At 41.7% G+C, this 19,719-nt stretch carries 22 protein-coding genes and 1 pseudogene; 10 read left to right on the top strand and 13 right to left on the bottom strand.

Annotation, left to right across the window (positions count from 1 at the left end):
* Positions 1-193 precede the first annotated feature (193 nt).
* Both bioD and EKN56_RS08175 read left to right on the top strand, forming a co-directional pair.
* Complete coding sequence (gene bioD / locus EKN56_RS08180; RefSeq protein WP_130591325.1) at positions 194-865, top strand: dethiobiotin synthase; 672 nt, start codon at positions 194-196, stop codon at positions 863-865.
* 126 nt (positions 866-991) lie between these two features.
* Positions 992-1,738 (top strand): SDR family oxidoreductase, encoded by a 747-nt coding sequence (locus tag EKN56_RS08175; protein WP_130591324.1) that lies wholly within the window; start codon positions 992-994, stop codon positions 1,736-1,738.
* A gap of 67 nt (positions 1,739-1,805) precedes the next feature.
* Here EKN56_RS08175 and osmV read toward each other — a convergent pair whose 3' ends face one another.
* From osmV to EKN56_RS08135, 8 genes are all read right to left on the bottom strand, one after another.
* Complete coding sequence (gene osmV / locus EKN56_RS08170) at positions 1,806-2,945, bottom strand: osmoprotectant ABC transporter ATP-binding protein OsmV (RefSeq protein ID WP_130591323.1); 1,140 nt, start codon at positions 2,943-2,945, stop codon at positions 1,806-1,808.
* Positions 2,945-3,592: an osmoprotectant ABC transporter permease OsmW gene (gene osmW / locus EKN56_RS08165; RefSeq protein WP_130593641.1), complete on the bottom strand. Its 648-nt coding sequence runs from the start codon at positions 3,590-3,592 to the stop codon at positions 2,945-2,947. Before osmW ends, osmV begins: the two co-directional genes overlap by 1 nt.
* Positions 3,593-3,602: 10 nt before the next feature.
* Complete coding sequence (locus tag EKN56_RS08160) at positions 3,603-4,532, bottom strand: glycine betaine ABC transporter substrate-binding protein (RefSeq protein ID WP_130591322.1); 930 nt, start codon at positions 4,530-4,532, stop codon at positions 3,603-3,605.
* Positions 4,533-4,565: 33 nt separating this feature from the next.
* Complete coding sequence (locus tag EKN56_RS08155; RefSeq protein ID WP_130591321.1) at positions 4,566-5,282, bottom strand: ABC transporter permease; 717 nt, start codon at positions 5,280-5,282, stop codon at positions 4,566-4,568.
* A 428-nt stretch (positions 5,283-5,710) separates the two neighbouring features.
* Positions 5,711-6,052 (bottom strand): DUF1161 domain-containing protein, encoded by a 342-nt coding sequence (locus tag EKN56_RS08150; RefSeq protein WP_130591320.1) that lies wholly within the window; start codon positions 6,050-6,052, stop codon positions 5,711-5,713.
* Between the two features lie 180 nt (positions 6,053-6,232).
* On the bottom strand, positions 6,233-6,598 hold the full coding sequence (locus tag EKN56_RS08145) for a hypothetical protein (protein WP_130591319.1): 366 nt from the start codon (positions 6,596-6,598) through the stop codon (positions 6,233-6,235).
* A 177-nt stretch (positions 6,599-6,775) separates the two neighbouring features.
* Positions 6,776-8,167: an L-cystine transporter gene (locus EKN56_RS08140; RefSeq protein WP_130591318.1), complete on the bottom strand. Its 1,392-nt coding sequence runs from the start codon at positions 8,165-8,167 to the stop codon at positions 6,776-6,778.
* 199 nt (positions 8,168-8,366) lie between these two features.
* Complete coding sequence (locus EKN56_RS08135; protein ID WP_130591317.1) at positions 8,367-8,921, bottom strand: hypothetical protein; 555 nt, start codon at positions 8,919-8,921, stop codon at positions 8,367-8,369.
* A 186-nt stretch (positions 8,922-9,107) separates the two neighbouring features.
* Here EKN56_RS08135 and EKN56_RS08130 point away from each other — a divergent pair, with 186 nt between their 5' ends.
* Together EKN56_RS08130 and EKN56_RS08125 are read left to right on the top strand one after the other, a co-directional pair.
* Positions 9,108-10,349, top strand: a complete 1,242-nt coding sequence (locus EKN56_RS08130) for a vWA domain-containing protein (RefSeq protein ID WP_130591316.1) — start codon at positions 9,108-9,110, stop codon at positions 10,347-10,349.
* 115 nt (positions 10,350-10,464) lie between these two features.
* A complete protein-coding gene (locus tag EKN56_RS08125) occupies positions 10,465-11,076 on the top strand; it encodes a class I SAM-dependent DNA methyltransferase (protein ID WP_130591315.1) in 612 nt (203 codons plus the stop codon).
* Positions 11,077-11,274: 198 nt separating this feature from the next.
* Here the strand turns inward: EKN56_RS08125 and EKN56_RS08120 are convergent, their stop codons facing one another.
* The 3 genes from EKN56_RS08120 to EKN56_RS21465 form a co-directional block, all read right to left on the bottom strand.
* Positions 11,275-11,652 (bottom strand): DUF4288 domain-containing protein, encoded by a 378-nt coding sequence (locus EKN56_RS08120; protein WP_130591314.1) that lies wholly within the window; start codon positions 11,650-11,652, stop codon positions 11,275-11,277.
* Positions 11,653-11,926: 274 nt separating this feature from the next.
* On the bottom strand, positions 11,927-12,841 hold the full coding sequence (locus EKN56_RS08115) for a WGR domain-containing protein (protein WP_130591313.1): 915 nt from the start codon (positions 12,839-12,841) through the stop codon (positions 11,927-11,929).
* Positions 12,842-13,293: 452 nt separating this feature from the next.
* Complete coding sequence (locus EKN56_RS21465; protein WP_130591312.1) at positions 13,294-13,503, bottom strand: GDCCVxC domain-containing (seleno)protein; 210 nt, start codon at positions 13,501-13,503, stop codon at positions 13,294-13,296.
* A gap of 134 nt (positions 13,504-13,637) precedes the next feature.
* On the opposite strand from EKN56_RS21465, the gene merR reads away from it, so the two are divergent.
* Together merR and EKN56_RS08100 are read left to right on the top strand one after the other, a co-directional pair.
* Complete coding sequence (merR, locus tag EKN56_RS08105; protein WP_456085574.1) at positions 13,638-14,051, top strand: Hg(II)-responsive transcriptional regulator; 414 nt, start codon at positions 13,638-13,640, stop codon at positions 14,049-14,051.
* 37 nt (positions 14,052-14,088) lie between these two features.
* Positions 14,089-15,213 (top strand): DNA alkylation repair protein, encoded by a 1,125-nt coding sequence (locus EKN56_RS08100; RefSeq protein ID WP_130591310.1) that lies wholly within the window; start codon positions 14,089-14,091, stop codon positions 15,211-15,213.
* A gap of 9 nt (positions 15,214-15,222) precedes the next feature.
* Here the strand turns inward: EKN56_RS08100 and EKN56_RS08095 are convergent, their stop codons facing one another.
* Positions 15,223-15,798 (bottom strand): serine acetyltransferase, encoded by a 576-nt coding sequence (locus tag EKN56_RS08095; protein ID WP_130591309.1) that lies wholly within the window; start codon positions 15,796-15,798, stop codon positions 15,223-15,225.
* Between the two features lie 113 nt (positions 15,799-15,911).
* A complete protein-coding gene (locus EKN56_RS08090) occupies positions 15,912-16,352 on the bottom strand; it encodes a DUF1090 domain-containing protein (protein ID WP_130591308.1) in 441 nt (146 codons plus the stop codon).
* Positions 16,353-16,729: 377 nt separating this feature from the next.
* Here EKN56_RS08090 and EKN56_RS08085 point away from each other — a divergent pair, with 377 nt between their 5' ends.
* The 4 genes and pseudogenes from EKN56_RS08085 (at position 16,730) to EKN56_RS21170 (ending at position 19,610) form a co-directional block, all read left to right on the top strand.
* A complete protein-coding gene (locus tag EKN56_RS08085; RefSeq protein WP_130591307.1) occupies positions 16,730-17,194 on the top strand; it encodes a MarR family winged helix-turn-helix transcriptional regulator in 465 nt (154 codons plus the stop codon).
* A gap of 31 nt (positions 17,195-17,225) precedes the next feature.
* Positions 17,226-18,602, top strand: a complete 1,377-nt coding sequence (locus tag EKN56_RS08080) for a c-type cytochrome (protein WP_130591306.1) — start codon at positions 17,226-17,228, stop codon at positions 18,600-18,602.
* Positions 18,599-19,050: pseudogene (locus EKN56_RS08075) on the top strand ((2Fe-2S)-binding protein). The gene EKN56_RS08080 and the pseudogene EKN56_RS08075 overlap by 4 nt, the downstream one beginning before the upstream one ends.
* 2 nt (positions 19,051-19,052) lie before the next feature.
* Positions 19,053-19,610: a molybdopterin-dependent oxidoreductase gene (locus EKN56_RS21170; protein WP_246020009.1), complete on the top strand. Its 558-nt coding sequence runs from the start codon at positions 19,053-19,055 to the stop codon at positions 19,608-19,610.
* Positions 19,611-19,719: the final 109 nt, after the last annotated feature.

The raw sequence follows: 19,719 nt of genomic DNA, 5'->3' as shown, positions 1-19,719 counted from the left end.
AGATATCAGCTGTTTTAGCAAATCTTGAGCTAACGCAATCTATTCAATCTGGCCTTAGCCTAGACTTTTGATCCTGAGATGAATATCACTGCTTATGAATTCAATTAAAAATTTGTTGCTTATTTCGTTTTAGCGACCCGGCATCTGATACAAATCAATCATTTATTTAAAAGGTTTCGGAGCAATAACTTTTATGCCGAATCGATTTTTTGTAACCGGTACTTGTACTGAAGTGGGCAAAACCGTTATTTCACGGGCCCTGTTACAATCGTTCATTAAACAGGGCAAGCGTGCAGTGGGCTATAAACCTATCGCGATTGCTTCACACGTTACCGATGAAGGGATCAGGAATCATGATGCAATGATCCTCCAATCTTCTTCATCCATTAGTGTTTCTTATGATGAGGTTAACCCGGTGATCATTGAAGATCATGCGGCGTTAACCTATAGCGATAGCCCTATGGATTATGCGCGTCTTTCCCGTGGGTTAACTCATCTTCAATCGCAGTCTGATGCCGTGATTGTTGAAGGCACTGGCGGCTGGCGTTTTCTGCTAAACGGTATGCGTCCTATTTCTGACTGGGTGATAGAAGAAAAGCTTCCAGTGATTTTGGTGGTAGGCATTCAACTTGGCTGTATTAATCATGCCATTCTGACGGCTGAAGCCATCGCTCATGATGGATTGAAAATTGCCGGTTGGGTGGCAAACCGGATAAATCCGGGTTTAGCCTATTACGCAGAAACCATTGAAGCACTCAAACAGAATATTCCTGCACCACTGATTGGCGAATTGCCATATCTCTCCCGGCCAGAAGAACGAGATTTAACCAGTTATATCGATCTTAGCCGCATAAAAAACAGCTGATATTGCATTGCCGTCATCTCATTAATCAACGATGATGGAAATGTGAGACAGAAATCGAGTCCTCTCCTTTTGGCTGACGATGAGCCAAAAGGTTTTCTTATATACAAACAGGCAAGGGGAAATGTAATGGTTGTTTTTGTTACCGGAGCATCCGCAGGATTTGGTCAGGCGATTGTCAGAAAATTTGTTACTCAGGGTCATTATGTTATTGGGGTAGCCCGTCGTGCAGAACGTCTTCAACAGCTAAAAAATGAACTGGGTGAAAAATTTCTTCCCATCGAATTAGACGTTTGCGATCGTGAAAAATTACTGGCTACCTTAAAAACGCTACCGGCTGCGTTTAAAGATATTGATCTGTTGGTGAACAATGCAGGTTTAGCATTAGGGTTAGAACCGGCTAATAAAGCGGATTTCAGCGACTGGACCACCATGATTAACACTAACGTGACAGCACTGGCATCAGTAACCCATGCAATCCTACCGCAAATGGTTGAACAGAACCGTGGCCACGTTATTAATATTGGTTCCATTGCTGGAACATACCCGTACCCTGGCGGGAACGTCTACGGTGCAACCAAAGCTTTTGTGAAGCAGTTTAGCCTTAACCTGAGAGCCGATCTGGCAGGTACCGCCATTCGCGTGACGGATGTGGAGCCAGGACTTTGCGGCACCACTGAATTCTCCAATGTGCGTTTTAAAGGGGATGATGCTAAAGCCGCCGGTCTGTATGAGAATGTCCAGCCACTAACCGCTACCGATATCGCCGAAACGGTATTCTGGATTGCCACTCAGCCAGCCCATGTAAACGTTAACCGTATTGAGTTAATGCCAGTGGCACAAAGCTTCTCGCCGCTGAAAGTTACGAAAGATTAATCAGTTAATCAGAATAAAAAAGCGCCTGCCCGGCGCTTTTAATATTCATTATAAGTGACGATGTCACTTAAGCAGCAGAAATCTTCCGTTTGGTACGTCCGGAACTCAGATAACTGGCAATATAATCCTGAGAGATCTCACCACTGTAGCGTCCTTCCTCATCCACAATCGGCATCCACACCAGGTTATGCTCATAAAGTTTTGACAATACTACCCGCAGGTTATCTTCCGCTCTGGCAGTAATGGTGATCGGGTGAGTTAACTCACCGCACAGACCTTCAGCCCCTCGAGCTTCACGGCGTTTAATAAAGCCCAGTGGTTTTTCATCATCATTGACCACAATGATAGAGCGCATATCATTGTCATCCATAATGGTGAATGCTTCACTGAGAGGCGTAGAGCGACGAACAGTTAAGGTTTCTTGCATATCGGTAACGTCACCGGCCTGAACTAATAGCAGACGTTTCAAGGTACGGTCCTGACCAACGAATGAACCAACAAACTCATCAGAAGGTTTAGCCAGTAATTCATCCGGAGTAGCACACTGAACAATTTTTCCCTGACGGAAGATAGCAATACGGTCGCCAAGCTTCAGTGCTTCATCGATATCATGACTTACCAGAATAACGGTTTTCTTCAGCTTACGCTGCATCTCCTGGAATTCGTTTTGGATTGACTCACGGTTGATGGGGTCAACAGCACCAAAAGGCTCATCCATCAGCAACACCGGAGGATCCGCAGCCAGAGCACGAATAACACCGATACGCTGCTGCTGGCCACCCGACATCTCTTTAGGGTAGCGCTTCAGGAAACGATTTGGATCAAGCGCGACCATATCCATCAGTTCACGGGCTCGTTCTTTACAAGCTTTTTTATCCCAACCCAACATGCGCGGTACGATAGTAATGTTTTCTTCAATGGTCATATTAGGGAACAGACCAATTTGTTGGATTACATAACCAATTTTACGGCGTAGGGTAACGGTATCCAGACCTGAAGTATCTTCGCCGTTAATCAGAATACGGCCACTGCTAGGGGTAATCAGGCGATTGATCATTTTCAGTGTAGTGGTTTTACCACAACCGGATGGTCCTAACAGAACGCACATTTCACCGGCAGGGACATGCAAATTGATGTTATCAACGGCATTAAACGCCTTACCACTTTTTTGTTTAAACTGTTTTGTCAGATTTTCTAATTTAATCATTATCGAATTCCTTTAGGCGTCAGGGCAATTTGTAAACGGTGTAATAACCAGTCCATCGCGATCGCCAACAGGCTGATCATAACCGCCCCGGCAATTAATAAACGCGGATCGCTTCGACTGATGCCATGCAATAACAGCAGGCCTAATCCACCGGCACCAATAACGGCTGCAATAGCCATAACACCGATATTCATTACAACTGCGGTGCGTACACCACCAAAAATCACCGGCAAAGACATCGGGATTTCAACCCAACGCAAACGCTGCCAGAATGTCATACCAATCCCACGACCTGCTTCTCTCAGCCCACCGGGTAAATTACTCAGCGCAATATGGGTATTACGCACTATGGGTAACAGAGAGTATAAAAATACCGCGGTTACCGCAGGGACAAAGCCAATCCCCTGACCAATGATAGAGAAGATAGGGATCATCAGGCCGAACAAGGCGATAGAAGGGATGGTTAATACCACCGTCGCCAGGCTCAGTACCGGTGTTGCCAGCCATTTATGACGCACAATCAGAATGCCCAGGGGGACACCGATAACAATTGCCAGACCTACGGCAATACTTACCAGAAGCATATGTTGTGCGGTTAAGCCGGCGATATAACCAGCGTCTTGCCACATATAGGAAAGGGTTTCCATCATTGCCTCCTTAAAGCAAACCGTTGTCTTTTAAGAATTGAGTGGCAACCCGTTCAGCAGATTGGTGTTCAATATCCACTTTGGCGTTCAGGGCCGAGATGACATCATTATCTAACAGTCGGGAGAGGGTATTTAGCGCCTCCGCCAGCTCTGGCTTAGCATTTAGTACCTCTGCCCGAACGGTAGGCGTGACAGCGTAACTTGGAAAGAAACCTTTATCATCTTCAAGCACTTTCAGATCAAAGCCATTGACTCGTCCGTCAGTGGTATAAATCAGGCCAGCGTCAACAAAGCCATCACGAATGGCGTTATATACCAATCCTGGGTCCATTTGGCGGATTTGTGGGCGTTCCAGATTCAACTGGTAAGTATCCTGCATGGGTTTCAGACCATCAGAACGGTTAACAAACTCAGGATCGAAAGCCACCATCCAGTTATGCTTAGCATCAGTTTTTTGGATTTGAGTAATGCGATCAACCAGCTGTGAAAGGGTGCTGATATTCTCTTTTTCCGCTCTGGTACGCTGCATGGCAAAGGCATAGGTATTATTCATTTTTGCTGGTTCCAGCCAGACAATACCCTGTTTAGCATCTAGTTTTTTTACTGTGTTATAGGTTTCTTCTGAAGACATCGATTCGTGAATGTGGTTATACACAATCAGTGAAGTACCGGTATATTCCCAGGCAATATCCACCTGCTTATTAAGCATGGCGTTACGAATAATCGTAGAGGCGAGGTCAGTTTTAGGGGTGACGTCAATACCTTTAGTTGCCAGGTATTGAACAGTAATAGCAGAAAGAATGTGCTGTTCAGTAAAGTTTTTACTTGCCAGCACCAAAGGGGCTGCATGAACGGTAACGCTGGTTAATAACAGTGCACTTAATACACTGAACTTCACCGTTCGTCCCCATTGTTGGTATCGTTGTTTTAATTTAATCATAATTATCCAAGTCTGTTGTGATATGTATCTGACTTATTTCACCAGTTGTGGACTCAGCACATAGCTAAGACCCGCAAGAAGGGTATCCAGAGCTAAGGCAATAATGGCGGTTGCTGCCGCACCAAGAATGAGCAATGGGAAGTTATTCAGATATATTCCGGGAAAAATCAGTTCACCAAAACTACTGGCGCCAATCAGGAAGGTTAGCGGTACGGTACCCACATTGATGGCGGCAGAAACGCGAACCCCGGACATAATCACAGGTAAAGCATTGGGTAATTCCACTTTCATTAAGCGCTGCATGGGTGTCATGCCGATACTGTTGGCTGCTTCAATTAATGAAGGTGGAATCGAACGAAGTCCTGAATAGGTGTTACGAACAATCGGTAACAGTGACGCCAGAAAAAGAGCAAAGATAGCGGGTTTATCACCAATCCCCACCACAACCATGGCCAGCGCCAGTACGGCTAATGGTGGCAATGTATTACCTACATTAAATACCTGCATAGCCGATTCAGCCCAACGATGAGCAAAAGGACGGCTTAACAACACGCCGCTCGGCAAGCCAACAATCAGCGCCAGAAACATAGAACATCCGACAAGAAACATATGTTGCTTACCGAGATAGGTCAGATCTTCTGCGTGAAGTTTCAGTGTATCCATACCAATGCCGTAAATCAGTAGGGCAAGCACAGCGATAAACAGCAGGCCTCCTATCATGATGCGTTTTAGTAACGCGGATTTATGCATATATTTTATCCCCCAGGATAGAGTTAACTATGAGTGAACAATTCTTCAGGCAACAAAAAAATCGTCACTAATGGGTATTAGCTAAACGAAAATAGAGAAAACATTGAATATTTCGGAAGTGTTCAGCAAAAAATATTAATTTATAGATGAGCGGCAGCATTTCCTCAACTCATCGTACCTTTAAAGGTATAACATCATGTTTGAGCCAATGCCAAATTATCAGGTGAATTAATTCAGATGAAATTAATAGTATTCTTCGCTACAGCCCTTGTTATCACTGCGTTAGAAGAAATTTAACTTTTTTTACAAAAAATAAGTTACACCGTAACAAATAAATTTATTTGTTTATCAATAGATAGCATACAAATAATGGGGATATTAGATAAAAGCCCTCAAAAAGAGGGCTAAAACAAGGGAAGAAAACAGTGCTATGGTTGGGTTTGAGGCTGAAGATCCGGATGCTCAGTATCTTCTACCACAGGCGTTTTTTCTGAAATATTACTATCAGATGCTGAAGGGGCCGCTTCTGATGCCTGATGTTTCGCATAAATAATCTTCTGTTTACCGTGTTCACAATTACCGACTACTGTTTCACCGGCCTGTTCTGTTTGCTCAACAGGAACTACGTTCAGTTGGAATCCGGATTCAGGTACGCCATTGTTAATAATTTTCTGAGCTATCTCAGCTTTAATCTCATCACAGGTTGCAGCGAACGTTGTTAATGGAGCTAACAGCATGGTAGCCGTCAATAGCAGTAGAGATTTTTTCATCGAGCGTTCCTCTGGTTGCGTATAACGCATGGGTTATTCGATAGATAGATGACAATGACTTAATCATTCTAGCAGAAATTATCTTTTTAAATTTCTAGCTTCTTCAGGTTATGTAAGATAGTAAAAATATAACCCACTTGTTAGGTAAAGTGGGTTAATACCGTTCAGACAGATAACAAGTTAGTTTTTTGGATTCGACTTAAACAGCGAGTAGTTGCGTACAAAAATAACGATACCAAAAACAATGAATCCCGCTCCCATGATAAATGGAAGATTCGTCATACTGCCGTCTTTATAGCCAAAGTAGGCAAATACCAATCCCATAAAAAGATAAAAAATGGGGGCGATCAAAATATTTTTAGGTGCTGCCGAATAGACTTTGGCATTTCTTTGAATAATCGTATTGTAAGTTTCAACAACGTCTTCATGTTTACCTGCGCAAGCTAAACCATGGCCCATATCGTTTGCACAATCAGGGCATAACCCTTTGTGACATGCTTTACAAGTACCAATAGCCTCAACATCCTGATGATTAAAACAACGCATCCTTTATCCCTATAAAAACATAATATTTTTGTAATACCGGTACCTTACCATCAGGTTAAATCAGTGAAAAGAAGATGGCTGTAATAGGTGGGAAAATTTGTATCTTGAGGTAATTAAGGGGCTGGAAATAATAATGCAGCCCGCAGGCTGCACTATTTTACTCTGATAAGTTTCAGATTAACGGTGAGCTAATTCGCCATCTTCTTCTGATTCAAAAACGCTTTTATCCGTTTCTTTCAGAATTTGACTGGTGATAGTACCGGCAGTCATTGCACCATTAACGTTCAGTGCAGTACGGCCCATATCGATCAACGGCTCAACTGAAATCAGCAGGGCAACCAGCGTAACCGGCAGGCCCATGGTTGGTAACACAATCAGTGCAGCGAAGGTAGCGCCACCGCCCACACCGGCAACGCCAGCTGAGCTAACGGTAACGATAGCAACCAGAGTCGCGATCCACATAGGGTCAAATGGGTTAATACCGACGGTTGGCGCAACCATAACGGCTAACATCGCCGGGTAAATACCCGCACAACCATTTTGACCAATAGTGGCACCAAATGATGCAGAGAAGCTGGCGATAGTTTCTGGCACGCCTAAACGACGAGTTTGGGCTTCAACGTTCATCGGGATACTGGCAGCACTGGAACGGCTGGTAAACGCAAAGGTTAATACTGGCAGTACTTTCTTAAAGAATTTAATCGGATTAATACCGCTGAAGGTCAACAGAATACCATGTACCACAAACATCAGCGCTAGCGCGATGTAGGATGCCACGATAAAGCTACCTAGTTTAATTAGATCCTGAATGTTAGAACCGGCAACCACTTTAGTCATCAACGCCAGAACACCATAAGGAGTTAGTTTAATCACTAAACGAACCAGCTTCATTACCCATGATTGCAGCGTATCAATTGCCGTCAGAACGCGTTGACCTTTAACTTCATCATCTTTTAACAGCTGTAATGAAGCAACACCCAGGAAAGCAGCGAAAATAACCACGCTGATAATTGAGGTTGGGCTGGCACCGGTCAGATCGGCAAACGGGTTTTTAGGAATGAAAGAAAGAATCAGCTGAGGCGTTGTCAGATCGGCAACTTTGCCCATATAGTTAGATTCAATCGCTCCCAGACGTGCAGTTTCCTGAGCGCCCTGAACCAAACCTTCCGCTGAGAGGCCAAACAGCAGAGTAATCATAATACCGATAAATGCGGCGATCATGGTGGTAAACAGCAGGATACCAATAGTCAGGAAACTGATTTTTCCTAATGAAGATGCGTTATGTAGTTTCGCTACTGCACTCAAAATAGAGACGAAAACTAACGGCATAACAATCATCTGTAACAACTGAACGTAACCATTACCGACAATATTAAACCAGGAGATGGATTCTTTCAGGATAGGGCTATTCGCACCATAAACCAGCTGTAATCCTAAACCAAAAATAACGCCGACAATCAGGCCGATCAGCACTTTTTTCGCCAGACTCCAATTGGTATGACGTGTTTGCGCCAGAAGAAATAGCAACGCTATAAAAACCAGCACATTTATAATTAACGGTATGTTCATTCCCGACCTCAGTCAAAATTATTATTCTGTTCAGATAGTAAGCAATAGATATTGCGTGGAAGTATTGTAACAGTTAAGCAATATTACTACTTATAGCAAAATAGTATTGTTTATGCTGTTTAATTGTATATAAAAAAGTATCTTAATGATTAATATGGCATTTATTTATGATAGTCATCACCGTTGAGAGCGATAGCTGCTATGAATGGTCTAAAGGACGTAGGTAGCGAACAATATAATAGCTGGATAATTGATGATTAAACTCACCAACGATCTCTGCTGATAACCCTTTAGTATGTGCATTTAGTGAATGTAGATTATCCTGATTAATAAAAGCAAAACCCGTTTGGTATTGGGCTGGGGATAAATATTGCCACATATATTGATACAAACCTTTAAATATCCCCAATCCTGCCGCCTGTCTCGATATGCAAACAGGGCCAAATATAAAAGGTTTATCCAGAAGCTCTGATTGGAGAGTATGGATTAATGTTTTCAGCATTGAATCAACAACCGGAGAAGGTGAACCGTCAGAAAAGGGCGACAAACCCAAAAATCCCAGAATCTGTTGTTTATTATCTTCAGCTATCAATAATCCTAATCGTTGATTAATTGATGACAACATGGCCGTAGTGAAGCGCTTATCCAGAAAACCTTGGGAACGATCGCCGCCTTTAGTATCAGGATAAAAGGGCTCAGCGACTTCCAGAATATCCGGGTAATTATCTGGAGTAGCACGTTGATATCGAATCATGTTCGCTATTCCTTATATCGATAGCTAAGTATTGCTCACAGTTTGAAAAGCATAGAATAGCTGATTATAAAACGCTATGAATTTAATTTTATTAAGTTTATTGCATTAGAGGTGAATAATACTGAAACTTACCCATCAGGATAATAAATCCGTTAAATGAACAATGAATCATTAAAGGACTAAAATATGGAACTGCAGTCAGGACAAAATATTCAGTTAAGTACAACATCTTTATGCCTGACGCTTAGCTATCCAAAGCGTCAGGGATTTCAGAGCGAAGTTGATCCATCCGCTTTTATGTTAAATGCGGATAATAAGGTTAGAGGAGATAACGATTTCATTTTTTTTAATCAACCATCAACTCCGAATCAAAGCCTGACATTGCAGACATCCAATGAGAGCAGCCAGTTTCTCGTTGATCTGAATAAGATCGATACTGATATTAATAAAATTGCGATTACGTTAGTCATTGATGGCCCGGACTCGGTGGCCAGTTTAAATAGTCTGAGACTCAATATACAAGGCATCGCATCTTTTGAAATGCCTCTTCAGTTAAGACAAGAAAAGGCGCTTATCATAGGCGAGATATATCGACACAAGGGCGACTGGAAATTTCGGGCACAAGGGCAGGGATTTAATGGCGGTTTGGAACCTCTGGCCATTAATTATGGTGTTGATGTTTCACCCAACGAGACTAAACCCGTTCAGCCAACAATCAATCTGGAAAAGAAAATTCAGGATAAAGCACCTCGTCTGGTCAGTTTAGCTAAAAAAGTTACCGTGAGTCTGGAAAAGCATAATCTTCAATCCATTCGAGCCAGGGTCGCTTTTGTACTGGATGCCTCCGGTTCGATGACGGGAGAATTCAGAAGGGGTAATGTGCAGGCGGTTCTTGACCGGATTGCGGTTTTAGCCGTTCAGTTTGATGATGATGGCAGTATGGATATCTGGGGATTTGCAGCGAAACACAGTAAATATCCGGATGTAACCCTGGATAATTTAGATGGATATATTGATTCCATTCAGAATGCAAAAAAACGTTCCGCATGGGAAATTCTGCCTGGTTTAGGTGGCACTAACAATGAGCCGCCCGTTATGGAAGAGATTGTCGACTACTTTAAGAACAGCGATATGCCGGTATATATCGTGTTTATAACTGATGGTGGAATCAGTAAAACCCGTGCGATTAAAGATGCCATCCGCCGTTCTGCAAATTATCCGATTTTCTGGAAGTTTGTTGGTCTGGGTGGTTCCAACTATGGCATTTTGGAAAAACTGGATAACTTTACCGACAGGCTGCTTGATAATACCAATTTCTTTTCTATTGATAATTTTGCCTCAATGACGGATGAATCGATATACGACTTATTGCTGGAAGAGTTTAGCGACTGGCATCAGATCGCTAAAGAGAAAGGGATTATTTCTTAATTTATGATTTAAAATCAATAGAATAGATAAAAAGAAAACGCCAGTAACGGTCATATCAATCATTTTAAGCTAAATGATTGATAGTGACATTGTCACATAATTAACGGTAATTTGTATGACGCATCCTGCAGCCGATAAGATTATTGAGCTTTACCAAACCCATGCGAAAGAGTGGGACTCATTGCGAGGGAAGTCCCTGAATGAAAAGGCATGGCTGGATAAATTGATATCCATCTTACCGGATTCAAATAACGCCACAGTATTAGATATCGGCTGTGGCTCCGGAGAACCGATAGCTCAATACCTGATTGAACAACAGATAGCATTAACAGGAATCGATAGCTCATCTTCAATGATAGAGATTTGTCAGAGAAGATTCCCGGATAGTCAGTGGCGAGTTGCAGATATGCGAACGTTATCGTTAAATCAAAAATTTGACGGTCTGATCGCCTGGGACAGTTTTTTTCATCTTAACCATGAAGACCAACGAGAAATGTTCCAGATATTTAGTGCACATGCAAAATCTGGCAGTGCATTAATGTTTACCAGTGGACCGGAACATGGTGAAGCGATTGGCAGATTTTGTGGCAAGCAACTTTATCATTCGAGTTTGTCTGAAGATGAATACAGACATTTGCTAAACCTTAATGGGTTTGATGTTATTGACCACATTGTTGAAGATCCCGAATGTGGTCATCATACAATTTGGTTGGCCAGACATAGATAAACTGACGGCTTGAAATGGTGAAAGGCAATCAATACAGAGAGGAATTACAGCGGCTAAAGTGTCAGAAATCACTTAAATCGTTATCGGTGCGTATAATGTATATTATGTTAAATAAAATATCTGAATGTATTATGCGTATTATCCCTTCACTCCTCATTGTTCTAAGCCCTTATTGCATAGGATTCAGTCAAGCTATGATTATTCAACATATCTTAATTTTACAGGCCTCCCTTGAACTAAATTCTTCATCTGTGTTCTGTTTTTTACTAAATACTCAGAATATGTCAGTTCTGTTCCATTTATCGGTGGCATAGAATCAGAATCAATACTAACTGGATTACTAATGGTTATAAGTTTTCGGATTCCTTCAAAAACCATGTATGCAGCTTTATCATCGAGAAATAGTCCATCACTCGATATATTTGCTTCTCGCTCAGCGATTTCTTGTGCTTTTTTAATTGCATATTCTTCTGATTCTCCTTCAATTAGCAAAAAATTTTCATATACGGGAATGTTTTTCTGCTTCTCCTTTCTCTTACGAACACTCATGATTGTGCTAGCTACATACCAAGTCATAAATTAACTCTTTATTTTTTTGTAATTTACATATGACACCCTGAATCAATTCATCATCATCGTCAAACTCACTTAATAATGAAGCCGGGTGTAATGAACCAGCCGGTGTTGATGGTCCCAAGCGTAGTGGTGAACCTCACTGTTATTTAACTTGTGGGTCTTCTCCGCCAGATTTCCGTAGCGGTCATAGTGGTAACGGTAAGTGTCGTCTTCGGTAATACGGTTACCCATTCGACTGAGAGTATGATTTTCATTGGTATCGACAAAAACGTAATTACCAATTTTTTATACCATATTTTTCTTTTATTTTAGGCAGTTTTGCGTTTGGTTTTGTTTTGCCTATAATATATCTAAAACTATTAAGTATGGTTGTTTTGTTACTACTATCATTATCATAAGTTAAGATCAGATCTAAAAAGGTTAAAATATCATCTTCATACTGTTCACCAAAGCAAGCTAAAGCACCTGCCACATAGATACCGTAATACTCTTTATTTTTTCGCCATGATACTGAATAAAAAATGCCTCGTTGCTGATAAGCTTCGGTTAATAATTTAATATATTGGTAAGTCGGTTGTTCTAACTCTTGTTTATATTGGTTAGAATAGAGTAATTGACCACCTAGATTTGCTTCTATTATTTTATCAACATATTTTTTTAGTATTGGATGGAGCTGTTTAAACTCAATCGCCGCTTTTAAGAAGGTCTCTTCTGAGGATGAAAGATCATCGCTAAAACAAACATATTCGCCATTTGAATTTAAATAGCCATATTCGTGATCATATTTTTGAACCAGATCTTTAAACTCATCAAAATTATCAATTTGATAGTTTAAAACCGCAGAGATTGAATCAGGATTAGTAATATCTACAATAAAGCTGGCAGGTTGTGCATTATCGCCTTCCATTAGAATTTTAAAGGTTGTGCTGTTTTTGGTTTTGCCGTTATTAGTTGACGCTGAATCAGTCGATTGTGAACCATCTAGTTGTTCAACATAACCTTTTTTAAGCTTTTCTTTGATTAACTTATCAGCCTGTTTTTGACACCCGGCTGCATTATCAAATGTTTTAGTTTGGTTTTGCCCTTCTGTATTAAGTTTGCCGAAATTGACTCTAAACGAATTAGAGTCGATATCAATAGTCCAAAATTTAGCTGATTTATCATCATTATAGATAAAAGTACGTTTCATGTTATTCCCTTAATTTTTAAAGTTCGCTCATCCCTGTCCCACTGCGCTGATAATCGTGGATATGGCTCAATTAAATCATAGAAACGTAATAGTGTCTCAGATAAGATTTTCATAAATCCATTCCTTTATTTAGAAAACTTTAAATCTTTTAAAATACCGGTTTCCTGCGCCAGAACTTCTTCAAATGACGTTCTAATCCATTCAACGTGATTATTAAAATCAGCCGGAAATACCGTAATCTTCTCATCATTAAAGGTCACATTATTTAAGGGACAAGATTGCCAAATATCGAACAATGTGTCGGTTCAGTTTCGCTTATCGGTGGCATAAAATCAGAATCAATACTAACTGATTACTAATGGCTATAAGCTTTCGGATTCCTTCAAAAACCATGCATGCAGATTTATCATCAATTAAGATGCGACTTTATGCCAGTTCGGGATTTTAAAACTCTACCCGCAACACCCACTCTGCTGAATCGGTGGACATGCCACTGACCCAAACGAACAGAACACGCAACAGTCACCGGGCTTAGGACGTAGCATAACTTTGCAATTCAGGCATTCATAGTAAAACAGGCAAGCATCTGTCGGCATCGTTTCCTTTCTGCTAAAGCCGCAATGCGGACAGGTCAATGTTGATTCAAGAATGACAGTGTTCATTGTGTCCTCACGTATTCACAATAGACGGCCAATCCGCCCATGATTAACCAACTTTTTCAGCTGAGTTATAACATCCTCTTTTTCTTGAACATGTTTACTCAAGTGTTAGTATAAATCCCGTACTCAAGTCCGGAATCAAGGAAAATTTGATGGCGTCAGAACTGACTATTGGTAAGCTGGCCGAATCTGCCGGGGTAAATATCGAAACGATCCGCTACTACCAGCGGCGAGGCTTGTTGGTTGAGCCAATCAAACCGCCGGGCAGTCACCGGCGCTATTCGGCGGATGAAGTCAAACGGGTGCGCTTCATCAAACGAGCGCAGGCACTTGGTTTCACGTTGGATGAGATAAATGCACTCCTGACTCTGGACGCTGCCTGTGGGTGTAACGAGACGCGAACGATGGCCTTGCGCAAATTGAGTTTAATCGAGAAGAAAATGGCCGATCTGGACGTAATGAGGCAGGCTTTAGCCGGGCTGGTGCAGCAGTGTGATACGGGCAATGGTCAGACAATTTGCCCTATTATCGATATGTTAGCTCGGGAATAGTTTAGTGATTATTTCCTGATTTAATTGGAGTTTTAATATGAGTAATATTTCGGATGATAAAAATGAAAACGCCTTTAAACATGCATTTGATGGCGCACTCTTACAACAAATCGCCAATTCAATTAGCCGGTACTTTCCTTCTTTTAGATCTGAACAATTTCTAAAAATTGAATCTGAACTAACCAATTTGGAAATGAAATCCAGAGTTAAGTTGATCCGTGATGCTCTGGCAAATGAGTTACCACAAGAGTATCCCAAAGCATTAAAAATTCTTGTCTCGGTCCTTAATGAGAATCAGCTCAGCGGCTTTTCTGTATGGCCGATAGCTGAATACATCCAAACTTATGGCCTCAATAATCTTGATGTATCGTTGAATGCGCTAAAACTTGTCACTACGCGTTTTACTTCTGAATGGGCAGTCAGACCATTCATCAAGAAATATCCTGATGAAACCATGAATTTTCTGCTTCAATGTGCAAAAGATGAGGATGTTAATATCCGCAGATGGGCCTCTGAAGGTACTCGCCCACGTGTACCATGGGGAGAACAACTGCAAGAGTTCATCAAAAATCCATCTGCAACAAAAGATATTTTAGAGGTTTTAAAATTTGATCCTGAGCTTTTTGTCAGAAAAAGCGTAGCTAACCACCTTAATGACATTTCTAAAGACCATCCTGCTTATGTCATTCAATTACTAAAGAACTGGCAACAACAAGCTAAAGGAGAAGATGAGAAAAAAGTTGTATGGATTATCAAACACGCCCTTCGCACCTTAATTAAAGACGGAAATCCAGGTGCACTGGCACTGATTGGGGTTCAGTATGGCGCGCAGGTAACAATCGATGAATTCTCTGTTAAACAACAAAATATCAAACTTGGTGAACACCTTGAATTTGACGTACTCATTCGCTCCACCAGTAATGCGCCCCAAAAAATTGTTATCGATTACATTATCCACTTTATGAAAGCGAATAAAAAAACAATGCCAAAAGTATTTAAACTTCGTGCTTTTGAGCTTCCTGCAAATGGATTAGTCACCATCGGGAAAAAACATATCATTAAGAAAATCACCACCCGGGAATACTATGAAGGTATTCAGCAAATTGAAATTCAGGTCAACGGAAAAGCTATGGGTAAAAAGGATTGGAGACTTGAACTATAGAGATGAAGGTCATTCATCTGCTACGTATGCTATAGCTACAATTCTTATTTTTGGTGTGACCACATTGGTATAGACGGCATTGTCCGGGATGTTTTTATTCACAAATGACATTGCCCCAATGGTTACATTATCACCAATGATAAGGCTGTCCGCTATAATGCAAGAGTGACACCCAATATTGACGTTATTTCCGATACGGATATAACCCGTAGTATCACCCCGGATAACGCCTATCGTTGTATTTTGCCGGATACGAAAATTCCTACCAATTATGCAACGACCGGATACTATAATACCGGTAGTATGTGGAATGCAAAATCCTTCGTCGATTATGGCTCCTAAACCTATTTCAGGGCCATATTTTCGGCGAATATTGTACTCAATACGTTTCGCTAATTTGCGTTTATATTTCGAATCAGAGTGGTAGAGATAGTTGGCAATACGCCACCAAAATATAAAACGACGATCCGGGCAACACAATACTCGATGAATCAATCTACGCCATGAAAATGATAGTTCTAATCCAATAATCTCAGTATGCAAGCATCGTTTAAGTTTTAAAAAATGCTTTTTATGGGAGTCCATTAATATATCCAGCCGCACCATCAATTTAGATTTGAATCGAAAATTGCTCAAACTATCGCTAAAAGAAGAATCACAAAATGGCACCATCGGTGCCCTTTTATGTTGATACTTTTCTAACTTTTCAACGCCGCTAATTCCGCTTGCACCAGGTTAAGTTCATTAGTGATATCTTTAATATCTGCATTTTTTTCTGCAATCTTGCGTTCATATTTAGCGATTTTATCTGTTTTTCCACGGCTCTGGGCTTCGGTAAGATCGGCTTGTAACTCTTGAACATCAGCTTGCTTTTCACGGATCTTTTTCTCAAGTTTAGACACTTTCTTCTGTGCCTTTTCCACTAAACCTGAATTCGTACAATGAGCATTTAATTCCGACAGCGCCTTTTGAAGTCCGGCAAGCTCATGAGTATTACCATGTTGCTGAGCAATTGTGATTTGGTTTTCAATTGTTACTCGTTTGGCATTGCAATCGTTTCCAGCCGCAGATGCCATCGAAGCAAAACCAACGCCAAGGGTAAGTGTTAAAGGCAATACTAATAATTTGATTTTCTTCATTTAATTATCCTCAAGTTAACTATTTAAATATGGATAACCGCAATATCATCCATAAGTTGACATAATAGTTATGCAAAAACGTAGTTTATATAGTTAGAGGGATTAAGGAGTCTGTAGGAATGAACCATTCTGGTGTAGGACGTTAATAGATATCTAAATATTTGTACTCTTAACCTTCACGTAATACGTATTAACTCAAGTTTAATATGTATCTTCCCTATTTGTTTTTTACTCCATTCTCACACTGTTGCTTATCAAGCAAGAAGTTATGCGGTGTTTAACACAAAAGTTTCATAAACAATAAATCGGTTTAACAACTTGCAGATTGGTTATAAAAGTGCCATATTGTTTGCAAATGCAAGTAATATGGACAATATATGAAACCAACTTCTCCTCGCCCTTACCCACTTGGTATTTATCTCGATATTACAAATCGTCAGTGGCAACTGGCGATGGAAAAATCGCTATTTCCCATTCAAATAAACAAACCACAGTGGCTGGTTCTTAGCGCGATGGATGAGCTGGGTAATGGTTGTAATCTGACTCAGATTGCCGATTTTCTGGCAATGGAGATATCAACATGTTCGCGGGCCATTTCATGGCTGAATCACAAAAAATATATAGAAAGAGTTGAAGACCAAAATGATAAGCGGGCAAAAGTTCTGCATATCACTAAGCAAGGCAATGAAATGCTGTATCAACTGGATGAAGCCGCTCAGGAAGTGCGTAAAAAAATGCTGGTTAACATTACGCCAGAGCAGTACGCACTATTTCAGCAGGTACTGGATGCCATAAAAACACAGGCCACTGAGATATTGTCGCAGAATGATCCCTTAGATTAATTGCATATTAAAAGCACTTTCGGTGAACATAATGAGCACAAAAAAATACAATTTGACGCGAGTTTTATTGATCGGTGCTTTAGGACTGATCCCCTTATCTTCTCAATCAAGTACCTCCCCTGATGATCATGCATTGCTTGCCAGAGGCGCTTATCTGGCGCAGGCTGCGGATTGTAATGCCTGCCACCGGGGAGTCGCTCCCGGTTCAGCTGACTACAGCGGTGGTCTGGTTATATCAACACCAATGGGTAATATTGTGGCGACTAATATTACTCCTTCCGAAAAGTACGGAATTGGTAGTTATTCCGAAGAACAGTTTAAACGAGCAGTGACAGAAGGAATTCGTGCTGATGGAACGCACCTTTATCCTGCAATGCCTTACAGCACATACAAAGGGATTACAGATGCTGATATTCATGCCCTTTATACCTGGTTTCAGCAAAGTGTCCCAGCCTCGGATAATTTATCACCTGAAACATCACTGAATTTTCCCTGGTCAGTTAGAGGGCTAATGGCTATCTGGAATCCTCTGAATGCCAATCTTCCCGAGTCAGTAATTTCACAAAATACCCCTCAGATAGAGCGGGGTTACTACCTCACTGAAGTGCTTGGTCACTGCTCCGCTTGTCATAGTCCACGTAATATTATGATGGGTGAAGATATGGGGCAGCGCTTTTCCGGTGGAGACATTGGGGGTTGGCACGCACCGAATATTACTGCCGATCCGATCAGCGGTATTGGTGGATGGAGTGATTCGGAGCTGTTTCATTATTTGAAAACCGGCAATTTACCCGGTAAGAACTCCGCTGCAGGTGGTATGGGTGAAGCGATTGACCACAGTCTGAGTTACCTTTCTGATACAGATATCAACGCCATGATCGTTTATCTGCGTCAGATACCTGCTATACGCAACACTGCCGAGCAAATTCCTGCATGGCAACATACCCAGCAATCTCGTACTGCGGAAGGCACCTCTCATGAAGGTGAACAGCTTTATCAACAAGCCTGTGCTGCCTGTCATCGCAGTGATGGTGAAGGAGCTTATAACAATACTTTTCCTTCACTGACTGCTAATACAACTACGGGAAGCTCACTTCCTAATAATCTGGTGAAAGTCATTCTTGATGGCGTTCAGAGGGAAGGCACGAAAGGCAGCGTTAATATGCCCGCATTTGGAGAAGTATTAACTGACCAGCAAGTTGCCGTACTCACCAATTATGTCACTCAGCGTTTTGGTAACCCCTCCAGCCAGGTGAGTACCAGCGATGTTACAACTCTGAGAGCTGGAGGCGAAAAACCGCTGATTGTCAGATTGTTACCGGTGTTCTATGGCGTTGCTGTTGCTGTATTTGCCTTATTAATTACTCTGTTTATCCGCCGTTTTCGTCGTAAAGGAGCCTCAAAATGAAATTCATACTAAATGGAAAACCTGTTACGTTTGATGGCGAACCTGACACTCCTTTGTTATGGGTTCTGCGCGAAGATCAGCAGCTGACAGGGACAAAATTTGGCTGCGGGGTTGGTGCTTGTGGAGCCTGCACCGTACACGTAGATGGTGAAGCTGTACGCTCTTGCTGCTATCCATTGTTATTGGTTGAAGGACGAAGCGTTACTACGATTGAAGGGCTTAGCCCTGATCGTTCACACCCTGTTCAGAAAGCCTGGATAAAAGAAGAAGTTCCACAGTGCGGATATTGTCAGTCCGGCATGATTATGGCCGTTTCTGCTGTCATGGCACGTAAGCCTTTGCCCCTGAACCTCAAGTGTATAAAGAGATCACCAATATCTGTCGTTGTGCAACCTATCACCGCATTCGCCTGGCCATTCATCGGCTGTATCGGGAACAAGGAGAATAATCATGACACTGTCACGTCGTCGTTTTTTACAAAGTGCAGCAATCGTCTCACTGGTTATTCCTCTGATGCCCGGAGCCAAAGCGGCATTAATTTATAATTCCCTTGAGCTTCCGCCTGATAATTGGTCAATGAATGATTGGCTGTGGATTGGGGCCGATAACCAGATCGTTATAGGCGTATCGCAATGTGAAGTTGGTCAGGGTATCTATACCGGATTAGCTACCGTATTGGCCAGTGAGATGGATGCCGATTGGGATAAAGTTAAAGTCAAATTCGTTATCGGCCGTGATGCCTATCGTCAGGAATCAGGTGGTGAAGCAAGGTCGCAGTTTGTGGCTGCGTCAACTTCGATGACAAATTTTTATCAAAGGATGCGCGTTGCCGGCGCCCAGGCCAGATGCTTCTTTATCGCTGCCGCAGCACGCGAATGGAATGTTGATGCTAAACAGCTACGCACTGATAATAGCTTTGTTATTGACGATCGTCGGGGTAAAAAATCGCCTACTCCGACCTCATATACTGGTCACAAGATATTCCTCTGGAAGAGAATCCTCCACTAAAAACACCCGAACAAGAAAAAGGCAGTCTCATTGGTCGTAACCTGCCCCGCATCGACGCTGGAGAAAAGGTTGATGGTAGTGCGGAATTTGGTATCGATGTACAAGTACC

This window comes from Limnobaculum zhutongyuii (genome assembly GCF_004295645.1).
Classification (GTDB): Bacteria; Pseudomonadota; Gammaproteobacteria; order Enterobacterales; family Enterobacteriaceae; genus Limnobaculum; species Limnobaculum zhutongyuii.
Note: the sequence above shows the minus strand (reverse complement) of the source record. Positions and strands in the feature narration are given on the sequence as shown.

Coding starts and splice junctions, on each gene's coding strand:
- osmW (WP_130593641.1), bottom strand. CDS start 3,592: ATGGAAACCCTTTCCTATATGTGGCAAGACGCTGGTTATATCGCCGGC.
- EKN56_RS08090 (WP_130591308.1), bottom strand. CDS start 16,352: ATGAAGAAAATCAAATTATTAGTATTGCCTTTAACACTTACCCTTGGC.
- EKN56_RS08175 (WP_130591324.1), top strand. CDS start 992: ATGGTTGTTTTTGTTACCGGAGCATCCGCAGGATTTGGTCAGGCGATT.
- EKN56_RS08120 (WP_130591314.1), bottom strand. CDS start 11,652: ATGACTTGGTATGTAGCTAGCACAATCATGAGTGTTCGTAAGAGAAAG.
- EKN56_RS08100 (WP_130591310.1), top strand. CDS start 14,089: ATGAGTAATATTTCGGATGATAAAAATGAAAACGCCTTTAAACATGCA.
- EKN56_RS08135 (WP_130591317.1), bottom strand. CDS start 8,921: ATGATTCGATATCAACGTGCTACTCCAGATAATTACCCGGATATTCTG.
- EKN56_RS08115 (WP_130591313.1), bottom strand. CDS start 12,841: ATGAAACGTACTTTTATCTATAATGATGATAAATCAGCTAAATTTTGG.
- EKN56_RS08085 (WP_130591307.1), top strand. CDS start 16,730: ATGAAACCAACTTCTCCTCGCCCTTACCCACTTGGTATTTATCTCGAT.
- osmV (WP_130591323.1), bottom strand. CDS start 2,945: ATGATTAAATTAGAAAATCTGACAAAACAGTTTAAACAAAAAAGTGGT.
- EKN56_RS08140 (WP_130591318.1), bottom strand. CDS start 8,167: ATGAACATACCGTTAATTATAAATGTGCTGGTTTTTATAGCGTTGCTA.
- EKN56_RS08160 (WP_130591322.1), bottom strand. CDS start 4,532: ATGATTAAATTAAAACAACGATACCAACAATGGGGACGAACGGTGAAG.
- EKN56_RS21170 (WP_246020009.1), top strand. CDS start 19,053: ATGACACTGTCACGTCGTCGTTTTTTACAAAGTGCAGCAATCGTCTCA.
- EKN56_RS08155 (WP_130591321.1), bottom strand. CDS start 5,282: ATGCATAAATCCGCGTTACTAAAACGCATCATGATAGGAGGCCTGCTG.
- EKN56_RS08150 (WP_130591320.1), bottom strand. CDS start 6,052: ATGAAAAAATCTCTACTGCTATTGACGGCTACCATGCTGTTAGCTCCA.
- EKN56_RS21465 (WP_130591312.1), bottom strand. CDS start 13,503: ATGAACACTGTCATTCTTGAATCAACATTGACCTGTCCGCATTGCGGC.
- EKN56_RS08130 (WP_130591316.1), top strand. CDS start 9,108: ATGGAACTGCAGTCAGGACAAAATATTCAGTTAAGTACAACATCTTTA.
- EKN56_RS08125 (WP_130591315.1), top strand. CDS start 10,465: ATGACGCATCCTGCAGCCGATAAGATTATTGAGCTTTACCAAACCCAT.
- bioD (WP_130591325.1), top strand. CDS start 194: ATGCCGAATCGATTTTTTGTAACCGGTACTTGTACTGAAGTGGGCAAA.
- EKN56_RS08145 (WP_130591319.1), bottom strand. CDS start 6,598: ATGCGTTGTTTTAATCATCAGGATGTTGAGGCTATTGGTACTTGTAAA.
- EKN56_RS08080 (WP_130591306.1), top strand. CDS start 17,226: ATGAGCACAAAAAAATACAATTTGACGCGAGTTTTATTGATCGGTGCT.
- EKN56_RS08095 (WP_130591309.1), bottom strand. CDS start 15,798: ATGGACTCCCATAAAAAGCATTTTTTAAAACTTAAACGATGCTTGCAT.